The sequence below is a fragment of the Chryseobacterium sp. genome (assembly GCF_041914225.1).
In the GTDB taxonomy this organism is placed as follows: Bacteria; Bacteroidota; Bacteroidia; order Flavobacteriales; family Weeksellaceae; genus Chryseobacterium.
Window position 1 is genome coordinate 40,473 of the sequence record NZ_JAYSDT010000001.1, and the last position, 23,869, is coordinate 64,341.

Sequence of the window (23,869 nt, forward strand, 5' to 3'; positions counted from 1 at the left end):
GAAGCAATCAATCATGAAAAAAATAGCAATTATCAACGGACACCCTAACAAAAACTCATTCAATTTCGGCATTGCAGAAGCTTATAAAGCGGGAGCAGCAGAGTCAGGAGCTGAGGTCAGGGAAATTATCATCAGAGATCTAAATTTCAATCCTAATCTGCAGTTTGGCTACCAGAAAAGGATGGAGCTTGAACCGGATTTGCTGAAAGCCTGGGAAATAATACAATGGGCAGATCATATGGTTTGGGTTCATCCGGTTTGGTGGGGTGGGCTTCCTGCCCTGATGAAAGGATTTATAGACCGGCTATTTTTACCGGGAATGGCTTATCAATTCAGAAAAAATTCTGTATGGTGGGATAAACTGCTGAAAGGAAAAACAGCTCATATCCTTACCACATTAGACCAGCCGGGATGGTATTACCGTTTGTTTTTCGGGAGGCCAAGCGTCAATCAGCTTAGAAAATCTGTCCTGGAATATTGCGGAGTAAAACCGGTTAAGGTTACTTACATCGGAATCATCCGGAACTCTAAAGATGAGCAGAGAGCTCAGTGGCTGAGAAAAGTAAAGAATTGGGAAAGAAACAAAAATAATCCTGCATAGTATGAAAACTTTATCCGGCAATAATTGCTCTATTGCCAGATAAAGTTTCTGTTCTCTGTTTACAACCCTTTTTTCCCTTCTATCCAATACGCCTGCGATTTTATGCATTTCGGAGATACGCCTCTGGCTTTAAGGAATTTCCTGATCAGTGACATTCGTCCTCCGTTTCCGGTAAGGTAAAAAATAACTTCATCATCGCTAATAGCTTCTTTTTCTTCTGTCAGAAAATCATTCAGTGCCTCGATCATTCTCATGGTATTGTTTTTAGGGCTGTGATAGCCGTACAAATTCAGTTTTTCAAGAGCAGAACCTTCTTCCAGCTCATGAAGACAGATAAACACTGAACCACATCCTTCAGTAGCTTCTTTGATGGAGATTGAGCTTCCCAATGACGTTTCATCACCTACGGAAAAATGAATTCTTGCATGAGGAATATAAAACTGTTTTCCCCTTGGCATCAGCATTTTTATAGAATCTCCTTCACTGAGCCGGGCTACAAAACAGCTTCCCACTGCACCGACATTATGCAAATGAAACAAAACATCGAAAGTTCCGGCCTCCCTGTTGAAGTTGAATGGTGAATAATTCCGGAAATCCCTGTCATTGATCCTTATCCCTATTGCATAACCAGGTTCATAAGGGACATCCTGTAAATCTGTCTCAAAACGTACACGGCGAATATCTTTCGTGATTTTTTCTATGTGGATAACGGTACAGTCTTTAAATTTTGAGGACCAGACACTTTCTACGGTGTCGTTGATCCATTTAGGTAAGCTTGGCATAAGTGATTTTTATTGCAAAGGACGTTGCAAAATCAGAAAATACCGATAGCGGTTTCGGGGAATTAATTGGACTATTCGTGGTTGGGTTTATTGGTTTTGATTCCGGAATTCTGAAGGCGACTGGTCTTCCAGTTTTGAAAATAAACGGCTGAAGTAGGTATGATCACTATACCCAAGCTCATAAGCCACCTCTTTTACGCTCAGATTGGTAAAAACCAGCAATCTTTTGGCTTCAATTAAAATCTCCTGATGAATCCAGTGCTGGGCAGGCTTTCCAGTTACTTCACGGACTGTTTCTGTTAAATAACCTCTCGTAATATTCAGGAGTTCTGCGTACTCGGATGGACTTTTCAGGGTTTTGAATTTCTTTCTGACCAAAATCCTGAATGCCCTCGATAGTTGTAAAGCACGGCTTTCGTTAGAAACAGGGAAATTATTTTTCTGGGAATACATCATCGTAAACATTCCCAGGAAGGCATTGAGGAAAGACTGAACAACCAGAAAGCCGTCTTTGGCAGACAGCATTTCATGAGTATACGAATCATGAAGCATCCCTGCTGTTGTGCTGATTTTTTCAATAAGCTTCTTACCAACAGACAGAGGCTGTATTTCAACCAGGGATTCATCAAAAAAAGACCGTACGGCATCGGGAACAAGTTCTGCTTTAACAGCCACAAACCATCCGGTTACATCATTCATTAAAAGCCCCTGGTGTACCTGCCCGGGCAATACACAGAAAATAGTGGAATCGTTTGCTTCTATGGTTCTGAAATCCACCATCATTTTTACGTGGCCGCTTTCCATACAGGTAAAAATATAATGGCTGTCCCGGTGTATTCCTTTGTCCATAAGCGCTTCTTCAGGCTTCTCATTCCATTTATCCATTCTTTTGATATGGAACCTGTGGTCGGAAATACCACTCAGATCATAAGTAGGAATTGTCTGTTTCATTGCTGAGCCTGTTGTAATGAGGATAATACGCAACCACAAAATTACGTATTTTCACGGTTTTACATCCCGGATTTTAATCTGAAATTCGCGGTGAATAATGATCATGTTTTCTTTGGATCAGATTTTATATGAATATACACAGGAATCCGGGGCAGAAAAAAAACTGTTCCGGATTTTATTTTGCTTTTGAAAAAGCCATTTTTATTGCCAGATAAGTCAATACACTGGCCATAAACCATTTCTGAACCTTTATCCAGACCGGATTACTGGAAAAGAACATGGCAACTCTTGCAGCAGTTAATACAATGATAAAGTTAATGCTGAAGCTGATCAGAACCTGGATAATTCCAAGCTCAAGACTCTGCGTGAATACGGAGCCATACTCAGGTTTGATGAACTGAGGAAAGAAAGACAGGTAAAAGACAGTTACTTTAGGGTTTAATACATTCGTTAGAAAACCTATGGTAAAAAGCTTTTTGGGGCTGTCATGGGCGCCATTTTTATCAACATCAAAAATATTCCTGCTCTTTGGTTTTATAGCCTGATAGGCCAGATATAAAAGGTAAACAGTTCCCACAGCTTTAAGAATGGTGTAAGCCAGCGGAACGGCCAGCAAAACTGCAGTAAGACCAAAAGATACCATGATAATGTGGAATAAAAATCCGCACACTACTCCGGCAAGGGAAATAAATCCGGACTTTTTCCCTTGTGTTATAGACTTTGAAATCAGGTAAATCATATTAGGACCGGGGCTGATCACTAAGATGAGTGCAGCCAGGATGAAAAATATAAGTTCGTGAAATGGAATCATAGGTAGTAGTTATTAAATGGAAGTATTTCCGGCACAAAGATACAGACTGTCTCTCACCTTATATTATAAAAAAGTAAAGAAGTATTAATTTTCACTCAATTCAATTTTATTTCCACCGGGAATCTTTTGATTAATAGCGCTAAGCAGAAAGAAGAGTATCTTCAGTATCCCTTTCAGGCAATTCCTTTCTCTTTCTCCAAAAGAAATAAGCAACAACAGCAGTCGCAATGGGAAGAGCAATGCCAAATTCATCAATATAATAATTGGTATTTCCCGTATCTACAGTAAGTGGTGTAAAAATAGACTGTATAAAAAGGTTATGGCTGGCATGCAAAATAGCTCCGGTCCATAAACTTCCGGATTTTAACCGCAGCCAGGTGAAAATAAAGCAGGATGCAAATATCATCACTGTAAAACATAAAAGAGCCAGCCATTTGGGACCACCTGTGTTATAATTGGAAAACAGGAGAAGAGGATAATGATAGAGAGACCATATAAGTCCCATCCAGAGAGAGGTAACAGTATAAGAATTAATCTTGGCCAGCTGCGGAGTGAGAAGACCCCGCCAGCCTATTTCCTCACCTAATGCCGAACCTACGGAACGCACCATCCCAAAGCTGCTCATCAGAATAATGTACAGGATCAAAGTCTGGCCATCAGAAAGATTCCAGCCCATACCTTTACCCGCTTCTGCTACAAACTGATGATTATAAAACCCGCCAGCTCCACTGATCCAGATGATGAGGTAAGGAACCAGGCTGTAAAGAACAGGAATACAGTAAGCCATGATCTGGTATTTCGTAAGACCCCATTTCCAGCCCAGAGAAGAAACAGGTATTTTCCGGATACGGCAGGTAAGGAGTGCAGCAATAGCCGGACACCACATTACAATAGTAGCGTAAGATATAATTCCGCCACCGAGCTTCCCGGTACGGATACACATATAATAGACCGGAAGACAGAAAAGCAAGGTGAGGCACAGGTAAGTGGCAATATTCTTCCTGATTTCGGATTTGGATATTGTATTTTCCATAAACTGATCTGGTGTTGAAGTTTATAAATAATTGAAAAATAGTGGGTTATTTTTTTTAATAAAAGTACACTTATTTCTTATATGAATGATAATTTTAGCACTGTTCAGTTTATAAAAAAGGTATTCTGTTTTTTAATAATGGAAAACTGTAAATTAGCCAAAACAATTTTTTCCGAATTACCTTAGACCATGTCCAGACTAAAAGCTATAAGAGAACAAAAAAATCTGACTCAGGAGGAGCTGTCAGAAAAATCAAAGATTTCTGTAAGAACCATTCAGCGGATAGAATCCGGAACAGAGCCCAAAGGGCATACTCTGAGAGCGCTGGCGCAGGTTTTGGAAATAGAAGAGTCTGAATTACTGCATACCCGGGCACAATCCATCAATGAAAATACTGAGGTTGAAAAAACGGATGAAGAAAAAGATCCTCAGATCAATTATTCTTACATCAAAATCATCAACCTTTCATCACTCATCTTCACCCTTTTGCCTCCACTGAATATTTTTGTTCCCCTGATTCTGATGTTTACCCTGAAGCAGAACAACAGCCTGGCAAGACAGATCATTTCGGTTCAGATGATCTGGACGGTCATGGCACCCATTACCTTCATGCTCGGAATCCTTCTAAAGTTTGGAAAACAGTTTACCGTTGTCCTTATGATCCTGATTGTTCTTTCCAATGTATTTATTATCCTTCGCAATGCAGCGGAAATAGACCGGAATAAAAAACTCTTTTTCAGGCTGAAATTCAGTATGATATAACCCCTGTCAGGACTTTGTCGGGTTTTTGTCGGGTCAGTTTTTAATGAAAAATCTGTTAAAAATCTAACCTTTGTCAAAAAAATAATAATGACAAAGTCTTCACAATTGATGCTTACCTTTTTTATTCTGTTGGTGAATGTATTGCATGCACAGGTAGAAAAAACAGATCCTCTTTATAAAACTATTATGTCGAAAGACAGCCTGTTTTTTTCAGCAGGCTACAATACCTGCAACGTTAAACTGATGGAAAGCCTGTTGAGCGGAAAGTTTGAATTTTATCATGATAAAGGAGGCTTTGAGGACAGAGAAAAATTTATTAATGATTTTAAAACCGGATTGTGCAAATCTCCGGAGACCTACCAGCTGAAAAGAGTCCTGGTTGATAAAACCACAGAAATCTATCCCATGTATAAAGACGGAAAGATCTATGCTGCTATTCAGAACGGAGACCATCTGTTTTATGAAAAAGCAGGTAATCAGGCTGAAAAATTAGTGGGAGAAGCAAAATTTACCCATTTGTGGATATTGGAAAATGCTGAGTGGAAGCTTAAAAATTCGTTGAGCTTTAACCACCATCCAAAACAAACCACTGATAATGAGGCAATGTTTGATAACGATCAGTCGATGCAGAGCTGGCTGAAAGAAAATAATATTCCTGCTCTGGGATTAGGAATTATAGAAGCAGGAAAGTTACAGCAGGTAAAAGTTTTTGGTGATGTTAAAAAGGGTGTTTCAGCGCCTCAAAATGCCTTATTTAATGTGGCATCACTCACCAAACCTGTAACAGCAATGGTAGCCTTACGCCTTATAAGTCTTGGCCAATGGAAGCTGGATGAACCTCTTGATGCCTATTGGACGGATCCAGATATTGTGAATGATGCGAGACATAAAAAATTGACAACCAGAATTGTTCTCACCCATCAGACGGGATTTCCGAACTGGAGATGGATGAATGCAGATAAAAAGCTGAACTTCCAGTTTGACCCCGGAACAAAATACCAATACTCAGGAGAAGGTTTTGAATACCTGAGAAAAGCAATGGAAAAGAAATTTGGGAAATCACTGGATCAGCTTGCCAAAGAACTTATCTTTCAGCCGCTCAGAATGAATGATACCAATTATATCTGGGATCAGAACACTGATGCATCAAGATTTGTAACGGGTTATAATGAAAAAGGAGAGACTTATCCAATAGAGAAAATCACAAAGGCTAATGCTGCCGATGACCTGCATACCACCATTCGGGATTACGGAAATTTTATGGTGAGTGTCATGAAAGGAAAAAATCTGAAGCCGGAAATATTCCGGGAAATGATAAAAAAACAGGTAAAGGTTAAAGAAAATAAATATTTCGGGTTAGGCTTTGAGATTTATGACCTGGGAAATAATCATTATGCATTATCGCATAGCGGAGCAGACCAGGGTACCCGCTGCATTGCCATCATATTACCCGATTCAGGAAAGGGGATCATTATTTTTACCAATGTTGATGACGGGTATAAGGTCTATGAAAAGCTGGTTCTTCATTACCTGGGAGAAGATGGGAAAAGGATTGTAGACATAGAAACCAGATAACTGCCTATACAATAGAAATCTTTGTATATTTAAAGTATTAATCTGAAAATAAGCATGATATCATTGATGTTTTCAGAAAGCAACAGGTATGGGGAGTAATAAAAAGAAAACGATGTGGCAATATTATATCATTCTCGGTGCAGGAATAGCGCTGTTTATTTTTGCATTCTTAAGCTTAAGAAATACGCTTACATTCTTAAAAAAAGCAGAAAAGGCAACGGCAGCCGTTACCTCACTGCGGATAGATGATTCGGACGGGGAAGTGTATATGCCACTCTTTACTTTCCGTACCCGTAATAATGTTGAATATACTTTTGAGCTTCCGGAAGGCACCAATCCTTCAGCCTGGTCTGTAGGTGAGACGGAGACTGTTATTTATGATCCGGATGATCCTTCTTCTGTAAGCTTATATACCTATTTCAGAATTTTTGCATGGCCTTTAATACTGATCTCAATAGCATTGCCATTACTGGTGATTGGTAGCGGGTATTTTATTGCAGAAAAGTTTTTACAGTAATCAGAAATCTTATTTTACCTTTTCAAGGAGATATAATTTAGCACCGGAAAATCCTAATTTGGGCATAAGGTTGCCTTCCAGAACCATTGTTTTACTGTTGACATCAATAACCGAAATATAGTTGTTGGAATTATACTCTATATAGTTTTCTTTTTCCTTCGTTGAAGGATTCTTTCCGAATTCCATAGAATATTTTACCCAATCTTCATCCTGGGTGCTGCAGTGTACCGGCTTGAATTTGGATTTTTTAGTCTTGAAAACAATCTGGTCAAAACCTTCTGTACATTCTGAGGTAAATGACCCGTCAGGATTCTGATCCTTAGAAAAATCCTCAAAAGAACCACGGTAAACACCCACTACTTTCCAGGTGCCGTCCAGACGGTCTTCATCTATTTTTCCTTTAGCCTTACTTACTGCCCAGCTGATTCCGTTAACCGTTCCCTTTACAGCTTTATATCCCAGATTTACAGCTCCGGATACTACTTTTGTTGCCGTTCTTACCACACATGAATTGAGAACCAGTACAGCCGAAGCCAGAAATAGCATTTTTTTCATTTTGTCAAATTTTATCCTGCGAAGATAGTATTTTAAAAAAAGACGTCTGTAATTTTTTATCAGGAAGAACCAGGAGAATTTGTTTTATTGAATTACATCTTTTATTTCCCGTCAAAATACTTCTTAAGATCAGAAATATTTCTGATATGGAGCTCTTCAGCCTGTTTTCTGCGCATCATCAGTGCATAAGCATTATTGAACCCCAAAGGCTGCAGCCATTGAATTCCATATTGTTTTTCAAAAGCTGCATTCACATAATGGTATGTTTTATCAGGACTTTGGGAAACCTCTCTGATTGTCTCTGCTGAAGGTTTTAAAAGAACCAGAAGGCCGGTTCCTGTATATTCAGGATAAAAATCAATCGCGTCATTCATTAAGGCATCAAAGCAGATTTTCGTTCCCCCTAAACCGGTTTTGGTTTCTACTTCATAATTGGTATATCCTTCAATAAGCATGGTATACATTTCCGCAAGGATATATTGCTCACCAAAGATTTTTGAGCCAATCCGGATGGTTCCCGAATTTCCTTTCCGGGGACTTTTATACAGGTTATTGCTGATGAGGAAATCCTTTGCGATCCTTTCAGGAGTCTGGTTGAGATGATCAGCTCTGTAATTCAGGTCCGTCATGATGGAATCATTGAATTTTCCGGCCAGCAGATTTAAAGCTTTCTCCAGATCCGGAAATTTTTTCAGTGTCTTTGTTTTGATAATAGGAGCCGCATAATAAGGAGGGAATATTTTTTGATCATCATTCAGTACATACAGATCATAAGCTTTGATCCTTCCATCTGTAGAATATCCGCTGATCAGGTCCAGCTCTTTCTCATAAGCTGCTTTATACATAATCGCATCACTGACTACGAGAGGATTGACATTGAGTCCATATACAGAACGAAGTCCGATATCACCATCCTGCCTTCCCATAAATTCCGGGGTAAAACCGGCTTTAATGGTCCGGTGTGACACAGAAGTCAGAAGATAGCCTGTTCCCAGAACAATAAGGCTCACAGGAAGAATATATTTCAGCTTCTGAAAAAATCTGTAGCCTGATTTCTGGATCATCGCAATGATCTGATCCAGTACAACGGCCAGCAATGCTGCCGGAATGGCTCCGGCAAGAATCATATTCGTATTGTTGAGCGAAATCCCTCCGAAGATAAATTCTCCCAGACCACCTGCTGCCACAAAAGAAGCCAGGGTAGCTACCCCCACATTAATAACCGCTGCAGTCCTGATACCCGCAATAATCACCGGCATCGCCAGAGGGAGTTTTACTTTAAAAAGAAGCTGCCTTCTGTTCATTCCCATGGCTTTTGCCGACTCAATCACTGCAGTATCTACCCCTGTAATTCCGGTATAGGTATTCCGGATAATGGGAAGAAGAGCATAGATCAGTAAAGCCGCAATGGCCGGTTTCGGGCCAATGCCGAAAACAGGAATCATAAATCCCAGCAGGGCAATACTTGGAATGGTCTGTAAAATACCAGCAGTGCCCAATACCGGACTGGAAAGTTTCTTTTTCCTGGATATCAGTATGCCTAAAGGGACTCCGATCATGATGGCCAGAAGTAGTGACAAAAAGGTAAGCCCAAGATGCTGAATGATCTGGGATGTCAGCTTCTCATGCTGGTCAGCAATAAATTGCCAGAGACTCTGCTGCTGTGTCATACCATCTGTGATTTTTTATAATGATTAAACGCTTTCACCACTTCTTCATAAACTTCAGCGTTTTGGTGATCAGAACTGAGTTGCTGTAAAATATCCCATACACTTGTATCATCTGTACTTTCCGGTCTGTAGTATGAATTTTCAGGAGTAAGAAACGGACTGATATGGTGCAGCGCGGCTACTTTATATTCTAACAGAAGCCGGTTTTCAGCAAAAAAATCACGAACAAAATGCGTGGCAGGCTGATAAAGCATTTCCCTGGGAGTACCTGTCTGTATGATTTTTCCATGATCCATCAGGCATATCCTGTGCCCCAGTTCAAAAGCTTCCTGCACATCATGGGTAACCAGGATAATAGTTTTACTTTTAAGTTCTTCCAGCGATTTGAATTCGGAATGAATATCAGCTTTGGTAATATTATCAAGTGCTCCGAAAGGTTCATCCATCAGCAAAACAGGGCTGTCTGCAATCAGTGCTCTTGCAATGCCTACCCGTTGTTGCTGCCCGCCGCTTAGCTCATGGGGAAAGCGGGACAGAACTTCTTCAGAAAGGTGGAGCTTTGCCAGAAGTTCATGCGTTCTTCTTTCTGTTTTCTTTTTATCCCATTTCAGAAGTTCAGGAACTACGGCAATATTCTGCTGAACCGTATAATGGGGAAATAATCCGGAATGCTGCATCACAAAGCCTATTCCCATCCTCAAATCCTCGGGCTTCTGATCCCTGATGTTTTTACCATTAATGAGAATGTTCCCTGAATCTGCTTCTATAAGGCGGTTAATAATCTTAAGCGTTGTGGTTTTCCCGCACCCGCTCGTGCCCAAAAGGACAAGGATTTCCTGATCAGATGCCTGAAAAGAAATATGATCCACTGCTTTTTTTCCGTTAAAACTCTTTGAGACTGATTCTACTGTGATCATAGGTGAAAATTACCGGGCAAGTCTGATTCCTGTGAACTGCCATTTTAAATTGGGTTGAAAAAAATTACGGTAGGTCTTTCTGCTGTGTCCCGGAGGTGTAGCTTCTGATGCTCCCCTTAAAACCATCTGATTCACCATGAATTTTCCATTGTATTCACCTACAGCTCCTGCTTCTTTCTTAAAATGAGGATAAGGCAGATAAGCAGAATTCGTCCATTCCCAGCGTGTTCCCCAGTCAAAATAATCTGAAGCAACTTCCCATTCTGCTTCAGTAGGAAGACGCATTCCTTTCCAGGAGGCAAAAGCAGAGGCTTCGTAGAAATTGATATGGCACAGCGGGGCATCGGGATCTGTTTCCTGTAGTCCGTTGAGCGTATAATACATCCATTTGCCTTCAATATAATGCCAGTATAGCGGGGATTTTGCAGAATTCTGTTTTACCCAGTCCCATCCTTCAGCATGCCAGTGCCTGAAATCTTCATATCCGCCAGCTTCCATAAACTCTAAATACTCCCTGTTGGTTACCAGTTGACTGGCAATTTCAAAGTCTGTCAGATATACTTTATGCCTTCCCTGCTCATTATCAAAACAGAATCCTTCCCCTTTAAAACCAATTTCATACACTCCTTCAGGAAAGCTGAGCATTCCGGCCGTTTTTAAATCGTTTTGTACAGATTTTTCTTCTGTATAAGCCGGGAAAAGCGGATTATGTCCTAAAATATACTTAATATCGGTTATTAATAATTCCTGGTGCTGCTGTTCATGGTTAAGTCCTAGGTCCAGAAGCGGTTCAACAGCTTCTGTCAGAAATGAACTTTCAAGAAAAGCCTTCATGTGTTCATCTACATATTTTCTGTATTGGTATACGTCTGAAACAGAAGGACGGCTGAGGTTTCCGCGGTCTGTCCGGATTACTCTTGCTCCGATGGTTTCGTAATAGCTGTTAAAAACAAAATTATACTGAGGATCAAAAACTTTATAATCGGGAAAATGAGGAATAAGGATGAAGGTCTCGAAAAACCATGTAGTATGACCAAGATGCCACTTCGGCGGGCTTACATCAACAATAGGCTGTACTACATAATCTTCAATTTCCAGTGGGGCACAGATTTCCTCAGAACGTGTGCGGACATCCATATACTTTTTCGTAATATCTTTTGTGGCGGTCTCTGGTGTCATGTCTTTTAGTTTTTAATGATTGGTTTTAAATGAAAGAAGCATGATTTATTTTCACTTTGCAGATGCTGTGCAGCTTTTTTATTGTACCTGCCAGATCACATCCACAAACCATTTTTTAGAATCTCTGATCTCTCCGGTTATGGAAAATCCCGATTTTTCACTCAGCTCCCTGATCTTTTCAGGGGAAAACTTCTGTGAAATCTCCATATCGATAAGCTCATTTTCTTCAAATGAAATCCTCGTATTACCAATGGTTACCTGCTGGCTGATAAGGCTCACCAGAAAACTTCTGCAGGCTCCGAAGACGGGGTCATAAGTCTGATAATGCTGAAATTGTTTCAGATCAAAATTACCGCCAAGTTCATTGTTGATACGGCTCAGGAGATTAAGATTAAAGGCAGCGGTAATCCCTTCCTCATCATTATAGGCATTCAGAATAGTATGCGGATTTTTCTTCAGGTCAAATCCTACCAGTACACGGTCTTTGGAAGAAAGACTTTTGTTCAGGTGCACGCAGAAATCTTCAGCTTCTTCCAGGGTCATATTCCCGATATTGCTTCCGAGGAACAAAACCACTTTTCTCCGGTTGGATAATGCAGCAGCTTTTTGGAGCATTTCAAAATAATCACCTTCCAGACAGGTAATTTTCATGTCAGGTAACCGGTTGCTCAGTTTTTCATGAAGTATGGAAAGAATATTTCCTGAGATATCAATCGGCATATAGGTGAAATCAACCCCTTTACTGGTCAGCCGTTCAAGCAGATAGGTTGATTTCATCGCGTCTCCCGCTCCTAGTTCAATCAGGTCAAAAGATTCGTTTCCGGGAATAAGGAGCTCAATAAGTTCATCTGTTTTATTTTGGAAAATATCCAGTTCACAACGGGTCAGGTAATAAGCAGGCATAGCCATGATTTTCTGAAAAAGGTGATCACCGGTTTTATCGTAAAAATATTTTGAAGATAATTTTTTAGGAGTACTCTGCAGTCCGTTCAAAACATCTGAACGAAATAGATCTGCAGCATTTTTTTCAGTCTCAGCGTGTGAATCTAACTGTACATTCATAAATCTTATTTTGTGTGGTTTTGTAGATCACTGCAATTATCCTGCCTTTTACAGCATGAAATTTTTTTGCTTTTATCTAATTAAATATAGACAATTTTACTTTTAATAGCATGATTTTCATGATGTTTTTATCAGATGTGGTACTTTTGAGCTCATTATTCAATCAAATAAACTGTAGTTCGAACATAAAATTTAACAGCTTTACAATGGTTCCTTATTTCCGGTATTATCATTGATTCCGTGCAGGATTTCACCACCTTCCAGAGACATTTCAATAGCCTGGTTACTATACATTACCATTTGTTTTTCATAGTCTGCAACAGCTTCCGGAATACTGTTTTTACTGATCAGATAACGGGTCAGAAGAGCAGCATCTGTAAAGGCTGTATTGGCTCCGACTCCTCCTGCAGGGCTCATCGTATGAACGGCGTCCCCCAATGCGGTAATATTTCCGGATTTCCACGGTTCCTTTGGTAAAGAAGACCGGATAGGAGTTACGGATAAGGAAGACCGGTCTGCATGCTGAAATAATGCTTTAAGCTGAGGATGCCACTGATAGGTCACTTTATGAACAGCATTTAAAATCTCTTCTGCTGAATGGCTGTAGAAATCGGACTTTACCATTCCAAAAGCCTGAGGATTGCCTATGAATGCCCAATAAAAATAATCGGAGATCGGGCTGAGAAGATCCCAGGACGGATCTTTTCGGGAAAAATCAAAAGACATAAAATCTGTAATTAAAGAAAACCGGTCACCGATAATTACTGAAGTGCCTTCCTGTAATTCTTCGGCAATGGCGTGCCGGGCTTTCTCAGAATGAAAAGTTCTCCCATAGATCGTAATATTCCCGGTATTGATTTTTCTGTCTCTGCAATATTCCTTTCCGATTCTTGAGTGAACTCCGTCAGCAGCTACTACCAAATCTGCAGTGTAGGTAGAGCCGTCTGAAAATGTAAGTTCCACTTCACCGGTTTCTGTTTCCTGCCAGTCTGTGAGTTCTTTTCCAAAACAGATATTGTCCTGTATGCCCTGAAGCAGAATTTCACGCAATGTCAGGCGGTTGGGTTTCAGGTCAGGCATTTCTTTTACTCCGTCACTCCAGGATTCTACAAGGGGATTTTGAGAGCTTTCAAGAGTTGTTGTTAAAACCTTCATTCCGCTGTAGCTTGCCGCGCAGGTAGCAAGGAACAGCCTGTACAGATCTCCGGGAAGGCATTCTTCTAAGGCTTTTCTGCCGGGTTCATTCACCCTGATTCTGTATCCTTGTGAACGGGTGTTTATTGCGGCATCTTTTTCAAATACGGTGCATGGGATTCCATTCTTTTTTAATCCCTGGGCAAGGCACAGACCTCCCAGTCCGGCTCCTATAACAGCAATACGTTTGCTTTTTAATTGTTGTACCATCATAATTGTTGATCAATCTTTTTATTGTTTCTGATGATTGACGGGACAAAATTAGAGCCTGGGGGCAGGGAATACGAGAGCTATTTAACGGTGATGATGGGACAAATCATGGTTTCCGGCTCTGAACTGTAAAGCGGTCATTCCTGTTCCTTTTTTAAAGAACCGTGAAAAATAAACAGGATCATCATAGCCCAGCTCAAAGGCAATCTGCTTTACATCCATATGGGTGTAAAACAGCAGACGGCGGGCTTCCCACAGAATTTTCTGCTGTATCCAGAAGCTGGCAGGATATCCGGTAACATCTTTTACGGCTTCATTCAGATAGAGTGGAGTAATATTCAGGAAATCTGCATACTGCTTTACCTGTTTGACAGTTCTGAAGTGATCTGTGATCAGCTTTTTAAACTGCCTTGTAATCGAATACCTTTGGCCCCTGTGCTGAAAATTTTCTGTTTCTGTTCCTGAAATTCTTGAAATAATGATTCCAGCCGCAGATTCAGCCAAAGACCTTGTGATGGAAACAATATGCAGTGCCGGATCTTTTTCTGCTTTTTCAAACAGGGGAGGCAGGTCAAAAATAATGTCATTTTCCGTAACGGTCGAAGACTGGCGGAGCCATTGGCAGAGGTCCAGTATTTCACGGTAAGATTCAGGAATAAGTTCAGCTTCTATGAATAAAAACCATCCCTCGTTGTCTTTCTGATGAATGTACTGATGAATTTGCCCGGGACCGGCAAAACATAAGGAAGGGCCTTTTAAATCTATCCTGTTAAAGTCTATTTCTATCACAAAGTTTCCTTTCTGCTGAAGAATAAACATATAATGATCATCCCTGTGAATTTCAGCCTGTTTCTCATGGAATATAGATAAAGGCATCACCCGGACAGCTGAATTTTCCAGTTGGTTGTGATGGGAAGGAATTATTTTTTTCATATGGCTTACGAAGATACGTGATAAATTGATAATTGATGATTGATGATTGATGATAGGGAATGTAATGTATAGATAATTGGTACGAAGGCATGCATTTATGCTGCTGTCTGCTTTAACGTCCGAAAATCAGGATTCACCGCTTAATATGACCTGTTCAAAGTTTTTGTACTGAGTTCCGGTTCTGCTTTATCATAATTTTACCCTCATAAAACATCACAATTATGAATACTACATTGAACTTCAGTAAGAAAATAAGCTCCGCTTTATCCCTGATCATTTTTATAGGGGCAGGATTATGGCCACTGAAAGCACAGGCGCCTTCCACTGGTGAAAATGATCAGGATAGTGCAGCGGTCAGATCAGCTTTTCAGAATACAAAGAAAATCAGGGCCGGGCTGCTGGATGTTGGATATGCAGAAGCAGGACCTGCCAATGGCAAACCTGTTATCCTTCTTCACGGGTGGCCGTACGACATCCATAGTTTTGAACAGTCTTCTGCCATACTTGCTGAAAAAGGTTACCATGTTCTGGTACCTTATTTAAGAGGGTACGGGACAACAACGTTTGTATCACCCGATACAAAACGTAACGGTCAGCAGAGTGCTGTGGCATTGGATATCATTGCTTTCATGGATGCACTGAAAATTGACAAGGCCATCATTGGCGGCTTTGATTGGGGTGCCAGAACTGCAGATATTATGGCGGCATTGTGGCCTGAACGCTGTTCCGGACTGGTGGCAGTAAGCGGATATCTGATAGTAAGTCCAAAGGCAAACGAAAAACCTCTGCCTCCAAATGCTGAGTTTTTATGGTGGTATCAGTATTATTTTTCAACTGAAAGAGGGTATAAGGGGTATAAAGCCAATACAACGGCTTTCAATAAACTGATATGGAAAATGGCTTCACCCAAATGGACTTTTGACGACCAAACCTACGAACGTTCTGCAGCAGCATTTGATAATCCTGACCATGTTGATATCGTGATCCACAATTACCGCTGGCGCCTGGGATTGGCGAAAGGGGAGACGCAATATGATGCGCTTGAAGCCAGACTGGCAAAGTCTCCATCTATCACAGTCCCCACAGTTACCCTGGAAGGTGATGCCAACGGTGCTGCGTTTCCTGCTCCGGAAAGTTATGCTTCAAAATATACAGGTAAATATGCACACCATACGTTAACGGGCGGAATCGGACATAATTTGCCGCAGGAAGCTCCAAAAGCATTTGCAGATGCGATCATGGAAGTAGATGCTATGTCACAGGCCAGATAGAACCTGACAGATTTAGAAAAACCACTGCATTGAGCAGTGGTTTTTTATTTTATCTTATCAAAATGTTATTCCTGAAAACCATTTTCAGCTTTCAGCTTGTTAACCAGGGGATTGGCATACATAGCCAGGAAATATTCCCTGGAAACAGGATCCGACGGATCAATACGCATTTCAAGCCTGCGGACAAATAATTGTTTTTCCTGTTCCGTATATTTGGAAGCGTAGGTATTGGTATTGTGAAGGAGGTCGTAAGCGATGTACTTGGTAGGCCAAAGCTTATAATTACTGATGATGGAACGGTCAATCACCTGGGCAATTGCCTGTAGCTGCTTGTTTTTATTGTCGATAGTGGCCGCAATTTCATCCAGTTCTGTATCAAGCACATCACCGGCATGAAGGTGAATACGTTTCTTTTGTCCCAGAATTCCGCTCAGGATATTGGTAAAATCTTCATTTTTCCCCTTGATGTATTCCTCATCCCTGTGCTGTGCCAGGAGCTGAGGCATTTTTAGGGAATCTGTAGGGTCATATTCATAGGAGATGGAGACCGGAACAATCTTTAAGGATTTAAAATAATCCGTTAAAGACTGGTCACCGGCTGCCATGGCCAGCATTTTCAAAACACCCTGCTGGGTAGAATCGTTACCGTCTTTGGTACGGCCTTCACGTTGGGCAATCCATACGGAACGGTTTTCATTATACAGCTGTTCCCTGATGTATTCAGATATTGTCTGTGAACTGGTGAGCTGCTCACGAAGAGGAAGACCTCTTTGCACCAGAAAATTTCTGTTCAGCTTAGCAAGTACATTTAAAAACTTTTTGCGGACAAGATTATCTCCGATCGCCGAAGCGGTCATAATATAACCACCCTCCAGCAAGACCAGATTAAGCAGTGAAGTATCCAGAACAATATCCCTGTGGTTCGAGATGAAAAGGTAAGGGGTATTCTTATCCAGCTTATCGAAGCCCGAAGTCGTTAAGCCGTCAGAACTTTTCGCAAGGATCTGCCGAACGGCAAACGCCACAAACTGATGCTGGAAATCACTAATGGAATGAACATTTTTGAACTGCTCCAGCCAAACCTGCTCATCCGTATCAGGAAAAGTAAAATTCATCAGTGCTTTCATCATCGGATCACGGGCTATGCTCTGTAATCTCTCATTCACTTCCTGATCATAGAAATACCGGATTTCATCAAACTTAGACATGCGGTTAGGTAAAAATTAAAACTTTTTGCAAAAGAACGAAAATTTATCCGGGAAGCGGGTATAATGGGTGTTAAAGTATTATGAAGGGCGTAGGAGTTCGGGGGGAAATAAATGTATTTATAACAAAGCGATCTATGTGCGCGTTCACTTTATACACCAACACTTATGCGCTCACTTTGTCATTCCGTAGGAATCTAACCTGTTATTATCACCATGCATTAAGAAAAACTTTCTGTGTCTGGATTCCTACGGAATGACAAACTGTGCGGCTAGTCTAAGTGAGTATAAAGTCTGGATTAAGTCTGGAGCAAGTAAGCGGTTATACACTAATACTTATGCGTCCACCTTGTCATTCCGTAGGAATCTAACCTGTTATTATCACCATACATTAATAAAAACTTTCTGCGTCTGGATTCCTACGGAATGACAAACTATGCGGCTAGTCTAATTTGTATCCATTCTATGTATATCTTCTAATATAGGACTAGAATTTCTGTAAAAGAAATCGTAAGCTTTTAAAAAGCTTGATTTTCCAACATTATTTTGTCCCAGAAGGAAAATTGTATTTGAATTATTAAATTCGATTGTATTTTTTTCTATTCCACCAGAAATACCTCTAAAATTATTTACTCCAAAAGAAATTATTTTCATAATATTATTTTGTTTCAAATATATTTCAGACTATCTGTTATGCCTTACGGGATTCCATAATTACAATTGTTATTTCAATCTGTTCATATAATATGATTATAATAAAACCTTCTAAAAATTAGAAGGTTTTATTATTTATTTTAGAAGTGAAATAATTATTATTTTACAACTCTCACAAAAATACCTAGTACTTTAAAATCAACTGTTTCCTCATCTCTGAGAATAATTGGTTTAAAATTGGGATCATTTGATTTTGGTAGTAATATTATTTCTTCATGATGCCATCCCTCTTCATCAGTTAATTTTTTGCTGGAGTATTCTTTAATAGTATAGTTACTGCCAAATTCCAGATCAGCAATATTTCTTCCTTCAACTAAAGTGATTAGTCCGTTGCGCGAACCGCCACTATATTTTTTAAATAGGCAAATACTGCCGTTAGGTATAATCTTATTCATAGATTCACCCATCACAATGCACGCAAAATAGTCGTCTTTATTGTTTATATTATCTAATTCAAGATATTTTATATTTTCTGATTCTTGCAGTTCAGAAAAAGAGCCTGCAGCAATATTTAAATCATAGAAAGGAATTGAAAATTCTGTAGGTACGTCAGAAATCTGTACTGATTTATCTTGTGTATACGAATTAAAAGATGGAATATATTGGCGAAGAAAAAGTTTCATATTTTCATTGCAAGCGTAAATATATGTACCTTCAATTCCTCTTAACAATATTGTTTTATAGATATTGATAATAAAATCGAATAATTCTTCTTCATTTTGAATAGAATTTTTACCATTTTTATCTTTGTACTTTTGTTTATCAACAATGAATTTACCAGCTTCAAAATCATAATCTAATTCAGGTCCTATAATAACACCTGTATAATTCAAATCGTAACCTTGTGTGGTATGAATACACCCAACTTCATTAATAGAATTGGGAGAATTTACCCAATCTACGGAAATACTGTTCCATTTTAATTGATTTTCACCAATAATGATATCATAAGCTTCAGGGTTTTTGTTTGAAACCCACTCCCATGCATATCCTGCTACTATTCTAGACAACCCATAAAGCTCATTTTTCTTTTTAATCCTGTCAATCATTTGTGATAAGTCATCAAAAAGATATAATTCGTAATCATCAGTTTTATTCTTTTCTAAGGAAGGTGTAGCAGGTGCATCAAAAATTTTATGTATTAATTTTATATAATTATTGCCACCTCGTACCCGAAGTTGAGTTTTTAGTTTTTCAACACGTGTTGAAGGTTCCAATTCTAATTTTTTAAAGCTTTCCTTAAGAGTATCTGATGGTTTTATAGATTGATACTGATCATAAAAGATAATGGATTTAGTACTTTGCAGGATAACCCAATCCAATTCAGAGGCGGAAAATTTATCTAAATTCAACTTTTCACAGTTACGATCGAAAGTTCCAAAGTATGAACCTAGATTAACCCGTCTTCGTAATCGATGTCCTTCGTCAACTATAATAAGGTCATATTTATTTTGTGCTAAATCTGAAGGGCCAATTACCATCTTTGCTGATAAACCATTTACATTCTTAAAAACATTGGAAATCGTTTTTCTGAATGAGGCCATAGGAATTACCAGCGCCATATTTAAGTCTGTATATTTATGTTTAACTCTCTTTAACAAATCAAAAAGTTCCTCATCATCTTCATCAAAATCAGCATAGTTAAAATCTTCCAGATTTGTCTTTAATAACTTGAATAAGAAAATAGCTAAAATTGATTTACCCGTACCGGCACCTCCATGAATCAAACTGACTTTAGCATTCTCATCAAGCAGACAGTTAAGAATCATTTTTAATCCTTTAATTTGTTCTTTGGAAAGAGATTTATAAGGAGAGTATTTAAAAAGGTCTGAATTATTGATAAAATCCAGAGAATGGCGGGATATACCTAACTGTCGCAGTTCATCCCAAATATCTTTGAATAGGTCCCAATATAATTTCTTTTCATGATACTGGTGATTAGAAATACCAAGGTTAGCATTTTGTAAAGTGTATTGTCCGTCAGCAGAAATGTATTTGATAAGATTTGACTCTAAGTCCAGAGTGGCGGATTTGTGGAATAAATCGCTTAAAATGAGATTTACTGACGATAATTGCTTCTTTTCTTCTGATTTTAAGTGAGTATTTATTCTCGTTACTACATCAGTAGTCTCTCCCACATAAGCAAGTTTAGTTTTTTTATTTTTCAGGAAATATACTACAGGCCAAGATAAATAGTCTTTGTGATTATTATATATTTTTGTTTCTGTGAGACGATCCAAATCGTATTCCTCCGTAATTGTAAAATTCTTCATTTGTCCTACAAATCATCGTACTTATTTGATTTTCCTTTTGCTTTTTCTACAGGATATTTCTCGTTATTTCTCTGTAACTTTTTTAGAATAATATTATTGATATCTATATCATTTTTATTTGCAAGGAGAATTCCATACATAAATACATCTGCCAATTCTTCTTCTAGCCTGTCTTTATTAAAATCTTCGTTTTTTTTCCATAAAAAAACTTCCAACAGTTCTGACGCTTCAATCGATAGGGCAAGCGCCAGATCTTTTGAATTATGAAACTGTTCCCAATCCCGTTCATCCCGAAATTTAAGAAGTCTTTCTATTGTACTTTTATCCACCATGGTATTAATTAATAGATGAAGTTAATTCAACTTTAAAAATAATAAAAACTTAAGTATAATTATGCTTAAAGTACCAGATTATTCTGGAAATTTTGAATAAGAATGTATTATCAATATAACAAATTATATTGAATCACCATTAAAAAAGTTATAATGAGGTTTCAAAGTCTTAATAATATCAAATGATACTATAAAGGCTAAAGATTGATTAGAGCGAATTGATATTTAGGAAAATGAACTATTGTTGTAAGTCCATGGTTATGGTCTGCGTCCTCCTACACATCCACCTCCTCAATCTCCACACCGGCAAATATACAAACACCACAGACAGCACAGCAGCCAGTACACCTACCACCACAGCTATTGCCGTAGCATCCAGCTTATAATCTTTTGAGAAATTATACTGTCCTATAAAGAGCAGGGATAAAACCAATGCTCCTGTAATCAGGCCGTGTAAGATGCTGAGTTTGGTCATGAGCTTTTTAATATTCAGCTGTTCATCTACGGTAAACTCTATGGCTTCCTGGCTGGCGGCATCGGTTACCCTTTTGATGATATCAATGGTAAGGACTACCGGAAGGAAAATAGCCATCGGCAGGGTAAGGCGGGCCAGGTTCTGGGTTCCTGAGAAGAAATGCGTGTAGCCTAACTCTTTGAAGCTGGCATACGCGATGATGAAATTAAAAAATACATTCGGAAGGACATAGTAAATCGTACGCTTCATGAGAAAGCGTCTGAGGGTGGTTTTTTTGATGGGTTTTGGCTTTGGAGGCTTTATTTTCAATTTCATACGGAGGTGGTCAGTAGCTCGATGGCTTTATCTTTTATCTTGTGGGCTTCCTCTTTCGGAAGAAAATTTTCATTGGACATGAAGGTGAAGTCCATCTGCTGGTTGTACGTACTGGCGACTAAGGTATTTGAGTTCAGCCATGGGAAAGCCACGGTAGGACTAAAAACGGTTTCCAGACTGAAGTTTTTATAATCATTCGGGATATTCACCTTTCCCATATTGGATAGGGTCACATCATGGCCGCCTTCACTGGATTTCAGCATGCTGATCATACGGTCTACAATGGGGTGCATATGTTCTCCCATCCACAGGAGCTCACGGGCTTCCAGTTTATTGATTTTCTCCGTAAGATCTTTTTTGATCTGTTTGGCATTGCCCAGCACATCCTTGCTGTCTTTTTTGAGGGAAAGCTCTACCGTTGGGGCGAAAGCAAATAAATGATCCTCCTTGATTTCCGGAATAAAATGACGCACATCTACCGGACTGATCACCTTCCCTTTGGCACGGTCTCCCTGAACATCACGGAAGGCCTGCATCACGGAAGAACACAGCAAAGCATGTACAGAAATTCCGTTGGCTTTACATTTTTCTGTGATCAGTTTGGTGTCTTCAGGGGTCATTTTCCAGTGAATGGCGTAGTTTTTCCCAAGGTTTCTCTTTTTACTTTTCCGCTGGATAGAAAAGAATATCCTGGCAAAAAGCAGATAAAGGCCAGCTTTATATTTTTTAATGCCTGTATTAAAATCCGAAGGCAGAAAATCATCTACCGATTCAAAAGCAACATAAGGAATCAACGGCAGATAAGGATTGTCCAGCAGGCTCAGAAGCTCCCGCATTAAAGTCACTCCGGTAGTTCCGTCTGAAATGCAGTGGGGCATGATCCAAATGATTTCCGAAGTATCCTTTCCTTTTACCCATACTACTTCAGCCAGTGGTTTTTTAGGTTCTCCAAAAAATCTGAACCATCCTTTTTCGGATTCCTTGAACCAGTCGTCGTCTGTTTTTCTTTCTACAATCCGGAGCGGAATAGGTTCAATATCCTTTTGTTCTATAAAAAAAGGATAACGTCCTTTGCTGTGATCAATATTGGCTCTCAGCATAGGATGTTTCTGCTGGATTTTGAGTAGGGCCGTTTTAAACGTTTCCTCAGCAATCTGCCCGTTGATCTTTGCGGTGTAAACACTGTTTAAGGGCGTTTCAGGATCTACATACATGATCCTTTCCACCATCATTAGAGGTCTTTTGATCATGATACTGCCATTTGTTTTAGTTGTGAATGAATCGTTTGCATAACTTCGTCACGTACTGCCATGGCTTCAGTATATGGTAAATAGCCTTCGCTTCCCATGAATGAAAAATCCATTTTGCCACGGTAGGTAGAAACCACCAGGGTAGTGGTATTTCCCAAAGGACCAATGACAGACGGGCTGAGGATGGTTTCCACTGTAAACGCTTTGTACTCATGAGGAATCTGAATACGTCCCAGATTGGAAAACATACAGTCGTTGGATGATTTCCCGTTCTTTAAAAGCTTGGTGAAATTCTTAAGCGCATCATGCCCGGATTCCATAACCATCATGGTGAGGTAAGGATTCAGCTTTGAGGTCTTCTGTTCCACAGATTTCTGCATGGCCCGGAGATTATCTGTAAAGCTTAGCTTTTCATCAGCAGACACCACAATCATCAGCCCGAAAGCGAAAATGTGGTCTTCTTTGATCTGTTGGGCAAAACGCCTGATGTCTACAGGGCAGGAAACTTTATTGAAGGATTTTTCTCCCCTTACTTTTTTAAATGCCTGCAATACTGCTGCGCTCAAAAATGTATTCACTGTTACCTTCTGGGATTTACAATAAGCGATTAATTCTTTGCTTACCGTTTCATCCAGTTTCCAGTTGATCAGGTAATCACTCTGTCTTTCCACAGCTTTTTTACCTACCGGAATCCATTTGATCGCAGTAGCAGCCAGCCTTCCGATAAATCTGGCTTTCAGTTTCTGTCTGCGGCTGTTCAGAATATGTGCAGGAACCACATCTTCAATTCCTAAGATCGGGTTTTCTGTCCCGATATCGGCCGCCGGGTTGTCCAGTGCTACCAGGAATTCTTTTAAAAAGGCCATTGCAGAACCACCATCGCAAAGACAATGGTGGAACGCAAACAGCATGTCAGAAACGTCTTCCCCTTTGATCCAGATAAACCGGATCAGGGGTAATTTTTCGTAATTAAAGGTAGTGTTCCATTCTTTCCTGGATTCTTCCTGCCACTGATCTTCACTTTGTCTGGTGACGATTCTTACAGGAATGGAAACTGTTTTTTCAGGAACATTAAACCATGGAATATTTTTTTCATCATGGCTGATCAATGCTCTCAGCCATGGGTGTTTGTTTTGAATTTTGGCTAATGCCTGCTGGATCTCTTTTAAGGTAAAAGTCCCTCTCAGTCTGAACGGGATGACTGCGTTAAAAGGTTCTGTTCCGTCCCCTAATAACATACGTTCCCCGAACAGCAATCTTCTTTTTATAGGTGGATTCATAG

Annotated in this window: 23 protein-coding genes; 5 read left to right on the plus strand and 18 right to left on the minus strand. The window is 39.6% G+C overall.

What is annotated here, in order from left to right:
• Positions 1-13 precede the first annotated feature (13 nt).
• Positions 14-601: an NAD(P)H-dependent oxidoreductase gene (locus tag ACE3RB_RS00210; protein ID WP_374462318.1), complete on the plus strand. Its 588-nt coding sequence runs from the start codon at positions 14-16 to the stop codon at positions 599-601.
• Positions 602-660: 59 nt separating this feature from the next.
• Here the strand turns inward: ACE3RB_RS00210 and ACE3RB_RS00215 are convergent, their stop codons facing one another.
• The 4 genes from ACE3RB_RS00215 to ACE3RB_RS00230 all read right to left on the minus strand — a co-directional run bounded on the left by ACE3RB_RS00215 (position 661) and on the right by ACE3RB_RS00230 (position 4,178).
• Positions 661-1,383, minus strand: coding sequence for a siderophore-interacting protein (locus ACE3RB_RS00215; RefSeq protein ID WP_374462319.1), 723 nt, complete (start codon positions 1,381-1,383; stop codon positions 661-663).
• Positions 1,384-1,470: 87 nt separating this feature from the next.
• Positions 1,471-2,334 carry a helix-turn-helix domain-containing protein gene (locus ACE3RB_RS00220; protein WP_374462320.1) on the minus strand — a complete coding sequence of 288 codons (864 nt, stop codon included), beginning with the start codon at positions 2,332-2,334 and terminating at the stop codon, positions 1,471-1,473.
• A 175-nt stretch (positions 2,335-2,509) separates the two neighbouring features.
• Positions 2,510-3,145: a LysE family translocator gene (locus ACE3RB_RS00225; RefSeq protein WP_374462322.1), complete on the minus strand. Its 636-nt coding sequence runs from the start codon at positions 3,143-3,145 to the stop codon at positions 2,510-2,512.
• Positions 3,146-3,284: 139 nt separating this feature from the next.
• Positions 3,285-4,178, minus strand: a complete 894-nt coding sequence (locus ACE3RB_RS00230; RefSeq protein ID WP_374462323.1) for a CPBP family intramembrane glutamic endopeptidase — start codon at positions 4,176-4,178, stop codon at positions 3,285-3,287.
• A gap of 189 nt (positions 4,179-4,367) precedes the next feature.
• Here ACE3RB_RS00230 and ACE3RB_RS00235 point away from each other — a divergent pair, with 189 nt between their 5' ends.
• The 3 genes from ACE3RB_RS00235 to ACE3RB_RS00245 all read left to right on the plus strand — a co-directional run bounded on the left by ACE3RB_RS00235 (position 4,368) and on the right by ACE3RB_RS00245 (position 7,032).
• A complete protein-coding gene (locus ACE3RB_RS00235; protein ID WP_374462324.1) occupies positions 4,368-4,940 on the plus strand; it encodes a helix-turn-helix domain-containing protein in 573 nt (190 codons plus the stop codon).
• 87 nt (positions 4,941-5,027) lie between these two features.
• Positions 5,028-6,515 carry a serine hydrolase gene (locus ACE3RB_RS00240; protein ID WP_374462325.1) on the plus strand — a complete coding sequence of 496 codons (1,488 nt, stop codon included), beginning with the start codon at positions 5,028-5,030 and terminating at the stop codon, positions 6,513-6,515.
• An 88-nt stretch (positions 6,516-6,603) separates the two neighbouring features.
• On the plus strand, positions 6,604-7,032 hold the full coding sequence (locus tag ACE3RB_RS00245; RefSeq protein WP_374462326.1) for a DUF3592 domain-containing protein: 429 nt from the start codon (positions 6,604-6,606) through the stop codon (positions 7,030-7,032).
• Between the two features lie 9 nt (positions 7,033-7,041).
• Here ACE3RB_RS00245 and ACE3RB_RS00250 read toward each other — a convergent pair whose 3' ends face one another.
• From ACE3RB_RS00250 to ACE3RB_RS00280, 7 genes are all read right to left on the minus strand, one after another.
• Positions 7,042-7,587, minus strand: coding sequence for a hypothetical protein (locus tag ACE3RB_RS00250; RefSeq protein ID WP_332387851.1), 546 nt, complete (start codon positions 7,585-7,587; stop codon positions 7,042-7,044).
• Between the two features lie 101 nt (positions 7,588-7,688).
• On the minus strand, positions 7,689-9,257 hold the full coding sequence (locus ACE3RB_RS00255; RefSeq protein WP_374462327.1) for an ABC transporter permease/substrate-binding protein: 1,569 nt from the start codon (positions 9,255-9,257) through the stop codon (positions 7,689-7,691).
• A complete protein-coding gene (locus tag ACE3RB_RS00260) occupies positions 9,254-10,174 on the minus strand; it encodes an ABC transporter ATP-binding protein (RefSeq protein WP_374462328.1) in 921 nt (306 codons plus the stop codon). The genes ACE3RB_RS00255 and ACE3RB_RS00260 overlap by 4 nt, the downstream gene beginning before the upstream one ends.
• A 9-nt stretch (positions 10,175-10,183) precedes the next feature.
• On the minus strand, positions 10,184-11,353 hold the full coding sequence (gene egtB / locus ACE3RB_RS00265) for an ergothioneine biosynthesis protein EgtB (protein WP_374462329.1): 1,170 nt from the start codon (positions 11,351-11,353) through the stop codon (positions 10,184-10,186).
• A 78-nt stretch (positions 11,354-11,431) separates the two neighbouring features.
• A complete protein-coding gene (gene egtD / locus ACE3RB_RS00270) occupies positions 11,432-12,415 on the minus strand; it encodes an L-histidine N(alpha)-methyltransferase (protein WP_374462330.1) in 984 nt (327 codons plus the stop codon).
• A gap of 201 nt (positions 12,416-12,616) precedes the next feature.
• On the minus strand, positions 12,617-13,822 hold the full coding sequence (locus ACE3RB_RS00275; RefSeq protein ID WP_374462331.1) for an FAD-dependent oxidoreductase: 1,206 nt from the start codon (positions 13,820-13,822) through the stop codon (positions 12,617-12,619).
• 81 nt (positions 13,823-13,903) lie between these two features.
• Positions 13,904-14,752, minus strand: a complete 849-nt coding sequence (locus tag ACE3RB_RS00280; protein WP_374462332.1) for a helix-turn-helix domain-containing protein — start codon at positions 14,750-14,752, stop codon at positions 13,904-13,906.
• Positions 14,753-14,973: 221 nt separating this feature from the next.
• On the opposite strand from ACE3RB_RS00280, the gene ACE3RB_RS00285 reads away from it, so the two are divergent.
• The gene (locus tag ACE3RB_RS00285; RefSeq protein ID WP_374462333.1) at positions 14,974-16,023 is read left to right on the plus strand and encodes an alpha/beta fold hydrolase; all 1,050 of its coding nucleotides are present in this window, start codon (positions 14,974-14,976) and stop codon (positions 16,021-16,023) included.
• 65 nt (positions 16,024-16,088) lie between these two features.
• On the opposite strand, the gene ACE3RB_RS00290 is transcribed toward ACE3RB_RS00285, so the two are convergent.
• The 7 genes from ACE3RB_RS00290 to ACE3RB_RS00320 all read right to left on the minus strand — a co-directional run bounded on the left by ACE3RB_RS00290 (position 16,089) and on the right by ACE3RB_RS00320 (position 23,867).
• Entirely contained in the window at positions 16,089-17,231 is a 1,143-nt protein-coding gene (locus ACE3RB_RS00290) for a 1-acyl-sn-glycerol-3-phosphate acyltransferase (RefSeq protein WP_374462334.1), read from the minus strand.
• A 444-nt stretch (positions 17,232-17,675) separates the two neighbouring features.
• A complete protein-coding gene (locus tag ACE3RB_RS00295) occupies positions 17,676-17,882 on the minus strand; it encodes an AAA family ATPase (protein ID WP_374462335.1) in 207 nt (68 codons plus the stop codon).
• Between the two features lie 158 nt (positions 17,883-18,040).
• Positions 18,041-20,215: a DNA/RNA helicase domain-containing protein gene (locus tag ACE3RB_RS00300; protein WP_374462336.1), complete on the minus strand. Its 2,175-nt coding sequence runs from the start codon at positions 20,213-20,215 to the stop codon at positions 18,041-18,043.
• 5 nt (positions 20,216-20,220) lie between these two features.
• Positions 20,221-20,547: a nucleotide pyrophosphohydrolase gene (locus tag ACE3RB_RS00305; protein ID WP_374462337.1), complete on the minus strand. Its 327-nt coding sequence runs from the start codon at positions 20,545-20,547 to the stop codon at positions 20,221-20,223.
• A gap of 238 nt (positions 20,548-20,785) precedes the next feature.
• Complete coding sequence (locus ACE3RB_RS00310) at positions 20,786-21,271, minus strand: hypothetical protein (RefSeq protein ID WP_374462338.1); 486 nt, start codon at positions 21,269-21,271, stop codon at positions 20,786-20,788.
• A 62-nt stretch (positions 21,272-21,333) separates the two neighbouring features.
• On the minus strand, positions 21,334-22,587 hold the full coding sequence (locus ACE3RB_RS00315) for a hypothetical protein (protein WP_374462339.1): 1,254 nt from the start codon (positions 22,585-22,587) through the stop codon (positions 21,334-21,336).
• On the minus strand, positions 22,584-23,867 hold the full coding sequence (locus ACE3RB_RS00320) for a condensation domain-containing protein (RefSeq protein WP_374462340.1): 1,284 nt from the start codon (positions 23,865-23,867) through the stop codon (positions 22,584-22,586). The genes ACE3RB_RS00315 and ACE3RB_RS00320 overlap by 4 nt, the downstream gene beginning before the upstream one ends.
• Positions 23,868-23,869: the final 2 nt, after the last annotated feature.